This window comes from Micromonospora trifolii, from assembly GCF_022229005.1.
Taxonomy (GTDB): domain Bacteria; phylum Actinomycetota; class Actinomycetes; order Mycobacteriales; family Micromonosporaceae; genus Micromonospora; species Micromonospora trifolii.
In genome coordinates this window covers 1-5129 of record NZ_JAKKFD010000078.1, presented here as the reverse complement: position 1 = coordinate 5129, position 5129 = coordinate 1, and the positions used below count along the sequence as shown (strand labels likewise).

At 72.7% G+C, this 5129-nt stretch carries 5 protein-coding genes; 1 reads left to right on the top strand and 4 read right to left on the bottom strand.

Annotated features, from left to right (window positions below):
• Window positions 1-212: 212 nt before the first annotated feature.
• Window positions 213-1385, top strand: coding sequence for an alpha/beta hydrolase family protein (locus NIE79_RS32965; protein ID WP_238682283.1), 1173 nt, complete (start codon window positions 213-215; stop codon window positions 1383-1385).
• A 138-nt stretch (window positions 1386-1523) separates the two neighbouring features.
• Here the strand turns inward: NIE79_RS32965 and mshC are convergent, their stop codons facing one another.
• From mshC to NIE79_RS32945, 4 genes are all read right to left on the bottom strand, one after another.
• Entirely contained in the window at window positions 1524-2762 is a 1239-nt protein-coding gene (mshC, locus tag NIE79_RS32960) for a cysteine--1-D-myo-inosityl 2-amino-2-deoxy-alpha-D-glucopyranoside ligase (protein WP_210781680.1), read from the bottom strand.
• A 66-nt stretch (window positions 2763-2828) separates the two neighbouring features.
• Entirely contained in the window at window positions 2829-3647 is an 819-nt protein-coding gene (locus NIE79_RS32955) for an SCO1664 family protein (RefSeq protein WP_238682282.1), read from the bottom strand.
• Entirely contained in the window at window positions 3644-4228 is a 585-nt protein-coding gene (locus NIE79_RS32950) for a DUF3090 domain-containing protein (RefSeq protein ID WP_179778971.1), read from the bottom strand. Before NIE79_RS32950 ends, NIE79_RS32955 begins: the two co-directional genes overlap by 4 nt.
• Window positions 4229-4385: 157 nt before the next feature.
• The gene (locus NIE79_RS32945; protein ID WP_238682281.1) at window positions 4386-5090 is read right to left on the bottom strand and encodes an MSMEG_4193 family putative phosphomutase; all 705 of its coding nucleotides are present in this window, start codon (window positions 5088-5090) and stop codon (window positions 4386-4388) included.
• Window positions 5091-5129: the final 39 nt, after the last annotated feature.

Below are 5129 nucleotides of genomic sequence, written 5' to 3'. Positions count from 1 at the left end.
GAGGGCGCGGGGTGAGGGGCGCGATCGCGGGGTGAGGGCGCGCCGAGAGCGGGCCCTGGGAGTTCTCCGCTGCCGAAGCGTGCCGCCATCGTTGCATCTATACACTCAGTATATATACTGCGGGTGTATCGATGGCCGGGCGACCCGGTTCCGGCGTCGAGCAACCCAGGGGAGGACCAATGCCAACCGTGAAACCTGTTGGTGCACGGGGGATGACGCGCCGTGGCCTTGTCGGAGCCGCGCTGGCGGTCGGGGTCGGCGTACCGATGGGCGTTGCTGGCCGCGCCACGGCGGCCACCGCCGATTCGGGTCCGGTCCGGCTCACTCTCCCCCGGCCGACCGGGCCGTACCGCGTGGGTGTGGTGCCGTTGCACCTGGTCGACCGGTCGCGGCCGGAACCGCTGGCCGGGCCGGGGCGGTATCGGGAACTGATGGTCAGCGTCTGGTATCCCGCCCGCGACGAGCGGCGCTACCCGCGCTCCCCGTGGATGACAGCCGCTTCGATGCGCATGCTGCTGGACTCCGCCGGCTTCGACCCCCACGCCGCGCTGGCGCCGTTGACGGCCGGGCACGAGGGCGCCCCGGTGCGGCACTCCGGTCGACGGATGCCGGTGGTGCTGTACTCGCACGGCGCCGGCAGCCACCGTTCGGACACCACCATCGTGGTGCAGGAACTCGCCAGCCATGGGTACGTGGTGGTCACTGTGGACCACACGTACGACGGGTTCGGCGAATTCCCCGACGGCCGGGTCACCGTCCAGGAAGACGACTTTGATTCCACCCCGTGGACCTACACCCGGGACGTCCGGTTCGTCCTCGACCAGATCGCCGACCTCGCCGCCGGGGGCAACCCCGACGTCGACCACGCGCCGCTACCGGCCGGGCTGGGCGCCGCCCTCGACCTGAGCCGGATCGGCATGTTCGGCTGGTCGAAGGGCGGCACCGCGACGGCCCTGACCATGGGCACCGACCGGCGGATCCGAGCGGGGCTGAGCCTGGACGCCCCGATGCAGTCCCAGCCGCTGCCCGCCGTCGACCTGTACCGGCCGTTCATGCTGATGACGGCGGAGTTCACCCGGGCCGCGGAGCCCGCCGTCGCCGAGTTTTTCACGCACCTACGCGGATGGCGGCTCGACATCCAGGCCGACGAAGCGATCCACTCGTCCTACGGCGACAACCAGTGGCTGATACCGCAGCTGGCACGGCTCATCGGGATGAGCGACGAGGAGCTCGCCGGCTGGGTCGGCGCGCTCGACCCCGCCCGCGCGGTCCGCATCGGTCAGGCGTACCCGCTGGCTTTCTTCGACCTGCACCTGCGGCACCGGGGCGGCCACCTGCTGAGCGGCCCGAGCCGGTCCTTCCCCGAGGTGAGGTTCATTCGGTGACCCCATCCAGGGCGCGCCCCGGCTGAGCCGTTTGATCGACTCGGCTTTCTGGAAATCGGTGCGTCGCACGGGTCGGGACACCGCGACTTCCTGAAAACCGAGTCGATCAGCGCGGGCGCACGGCACCGCGCGCGTGAGCTAGAGGCGGATGCCCAGGAGGGCGTCGACAGTGTTCGCGAAGAGGGCGGGCGCTTCGGGGTCGTCGGTGGCGCCGGCGAGGGTCGCCTCGGCCCAGCGGTCGGCTGCGGCCAGCGCTCCGGGGGTGTCCAGGTCGTCGGCCAGGCGTGCGCGTACCTCGGCCAGCAGCTCGGCCCCGGACGGCCCGGCGGGCGCGGCGGCGGCCCGCCGCCAACGGTCCAGGCGCTCGTGCGCGGCGGTGAGCAGGTCGTCGGTCCAGGTGCGGTCGCTGCGGTAGTGCCCGGAGATCAGCGCCAGCCGGATCGCCATCGGGTCGACCTTGTCGGCGCGCAGCCGGGACACGAAGACCAGGTTGCCGCGGGACTTGGACATCTTCTCGCCGTCCAGACCGATCATGCCGGCGTGGACGTAGTGCTCGGCGAACGGCGCCTGGCCGGTGAGCCGCTCGGCGTGCGCCGCGGACGCCTCGTGGTGCGGGAACAGCAGATCGTTGCCGCCGCCCTGCACGTCGATCCGGTCGCCGAGCAGGTTGAGCGCGATCACGGCGCACTCGATGTGCCAACCGGGGCGGCCCGGGCCCAGCTCGCCGCCCGGCCAGGACGGCTCGCCCTCGCGGGCGCCGCGCCACAACAGCGGGTCCAGTGGGTCCCGCTTGCCGGCCCGGTCGGGGTCGCCGCCGCGCTCGGGGAAGATCTCCAGCATCTGCTCGCGGGTCAGGTTCGACTCGTAGCCGAAGCGGGGCGTGGCGGAGATGTCGAAGTAGACGTCGCCGGTGCCGTCGTCGAGCCGGTACGCGGCGCCGTCCTTGAGCAGAACCTCGACCTTGTCGGCGATGTCCGGGATCGACTCGACAGCGCCCACGTAGTGCGCTGGCGGGATGATCCGCAGCGCCTCCATGTCCTCCCGGAACAGCGCCGTCTCGCGCATCGCCAGGACCACCCAGTCCTCGCCGTCGCGGGCGGCCCGCTCCAGCAGTGGGTCGTCGATGTCGGTGACGTTCTGCACGTAGCGCACCGGGCGGCCGGCGTCGCGCCACATCCGCTGCACCAGGTCGAACGTGATCATGGTGGCGGCGTGGCCGAGGTGGGTGGCGTCGTACGGGGTGATGCCGCAGACGTACATGCTTCCCGCGTCGGCCGGCTCACTCGGGTGGACACCCTGCCGCGCCGAGTCGTACAACGCCAGTGGCTCGCCCCTGCCCGGCAGCCGTGGCACCTCGTGTCCCGCCCAAGACTCCATGGGATCAGCCTAGCCAGCCCTACGACGACGCCGGAGCGCCCCACGGGTGATCAAGATGACAGCGGGTCACATGGGCGGCCAGGGCATCGCCGGCCAGTCCTCCGGAGGCTGGGGGAAGCAACCGGTCTCGCGCAGCCGGTCGACCCGGGCGGCCACCTCGGCCACCTCGCTGATCGTCAGATGGTCGGCCAGCTCCGCGCCGAGCGGCCCGGCGACCTGCCCGGCCAGCGCGTCGAGCATCTCCACGGCGTCCGCCGGCAACCGCTTGCCGGCCCAACCCCAGAGCACCGTCCGCAGCTTGTCCTCCACGTGGAAGCTCACCCCGTGGTCCACACCGTAGATCCGGTCGTCGGCACCGACGAGCACGTGGCCGCCCTTACGGTCGGCGTTGTTGAGCACCGCGTCGAGCACCGCGAGCCGGGCCAGCCGTGGGTCGTCGGCGTGGGCGAGGGCGTACGCGGCGCCGTCGTCGTCCCGGGCGGCGGCGATGGGGATCCAGCGTGGCGGCAACTCCCCGGCGGGCAGGAAACCGACGAGCGGTTCGGCGTCCTCCGGCTCGTCGATCCACAGCTGGCAGGAGCCGGGGCCGAACGGGCCGCCCCGCAGCACTGTGGGCGGCACCAGGTCCCATCCGGTGGCCCGGGAGACCAGGTACGCCGAGACCTCCCGACCGGCCAGTGTGCCGTCGGGGAAGTCCCAGAGGGGGCGCTCGCCCCGGACCGGCTTGTAGACGCAGCGAGCGGTCAGCCCGTCCAGGGTCAGGATGCCGCGCAGCGTCGTGTTCGACGCGTCGACCAGCCGACCCTCCAGGTCGAGGACGCCGTCACGCAGCAGCCGCAGCGCGGCGTCGCCGTCCTGGCGAGGCTGGAGGCCGGACGAGGTCACCGGTGGTAACCGTTGTGCCGCGGGCAGAGGTGCCCGGCGGGGTCCAACGGTTGGCCGCAGAGCGGGCACGGTGGCCGGCCCGCGTTGACCACTCGCCGGGCCCGCTCGATGAACTGGCGGGTCGCCTGCGGGGTGAGCCGGACCCGGAGCCGATCCAGGTCCTCGTCCGGCTCGTCGTCCTCGTCGTCGTCCTCGTCCTCGTCGTCCTCGTCGCCGAGCTCGACCTCGGGCTCCACCTCGCCCGCGGCGATCGCCTCGATCACCACTGTCGCGGTGTCCACGTCGAAGGCCAGCCCGAGCGTCCCGACCCGGAACTCCTCGTCGACGGGAGTGTCCAGCGGCTCGTTGTCGCCGATCACCGGCGCCAGCTCGGGCAGGTCCACCCCGAAGCGACGCTGCGCCTCGGTGAGCAGCTCCTCCAGCTTCTCGGCGAGCAGGGACACCTGGACCTTCTCCAGCGCGACGCTGACCAGCCTGCCGCCGCCGCGGGCCTGCAGGAAGAACGTGCGCTCCCCCGGCGGCCCGACAGTCCCGGCGACGAACCGCTCCGGCGGTTCGAAGGCGTGCACCTGGTGGGTCATACCCACGACCCTATCCGGCCCGCCTTGGCATCGCGCACCCCACCGACGCGAATCGCCGCAGCGGCGACGCGCCCGGCGTACCAGGGGCTAAACCCGGGCGTGGCGGCCTTTCTGGCGTGCGCTGACGCCCCGAACGGGGGCGGTGTCGTGACGCGCCTCACCGCGATGCACCCGCCCCACCGCCGACTGCCGCGTCCGAGTCGGCCACGCGGTTCGCGCGGCGACGCCGCTTGGCAGGCGGCGGCACCAACGCCGCCAGGTCGCCACCGGTGTCGTTGAGCCGCACCAGAAACGGACGCAGCGGCGTGAACCGGATCGCCGTCACCGACGCCGGGTCGGCCACGATCCGCTGGAAGGCATCCAGGTGTACGCCGAGCGCGTCCGCCACGATGGCCTTGATCACATCGCCGTGGCTGCACGCCAACCAGACCGCCTCGGGCCCGTGCTCGGCGTTCACCCGGGCGTCCCAGGAACGCACCGCCGCCACGGCACGCGCCGCCATCGCCGCCATCGCCTCCCCGCCCGGGAAGACCGCGGCGCTGGGGTGCTGCTGGACCACCGGCCAGAGCGGCTCCTTGGCGAGCTTCTTCAGCGGCTGCCCCTCCCAGCTGCCGTAGTCGCACTCGATCAGCCCGTCCTCGACCACCGGGGCGGCCTGCGGGAGCGCCAACTCCAGGGTCTGCCGGCAGCGGATGAGCGGGCTGGTCACCACGGCGGCCAGCGGCACCGCCCGCAACCGCTCGCCGACCGCTGTGGCCTGGGCGCGCCCGGTGTCGTCCAACTCGACCGGTTGCCGGCCGGCCAGGCCGCCATCGGCGTTCGCCGTGGTTCGGCCGTGTCGCAGAAGAAGAAGGGTCGCCACGGGACCACCCTATGACCTGGCCCCCGAGCCGGGCCGTCG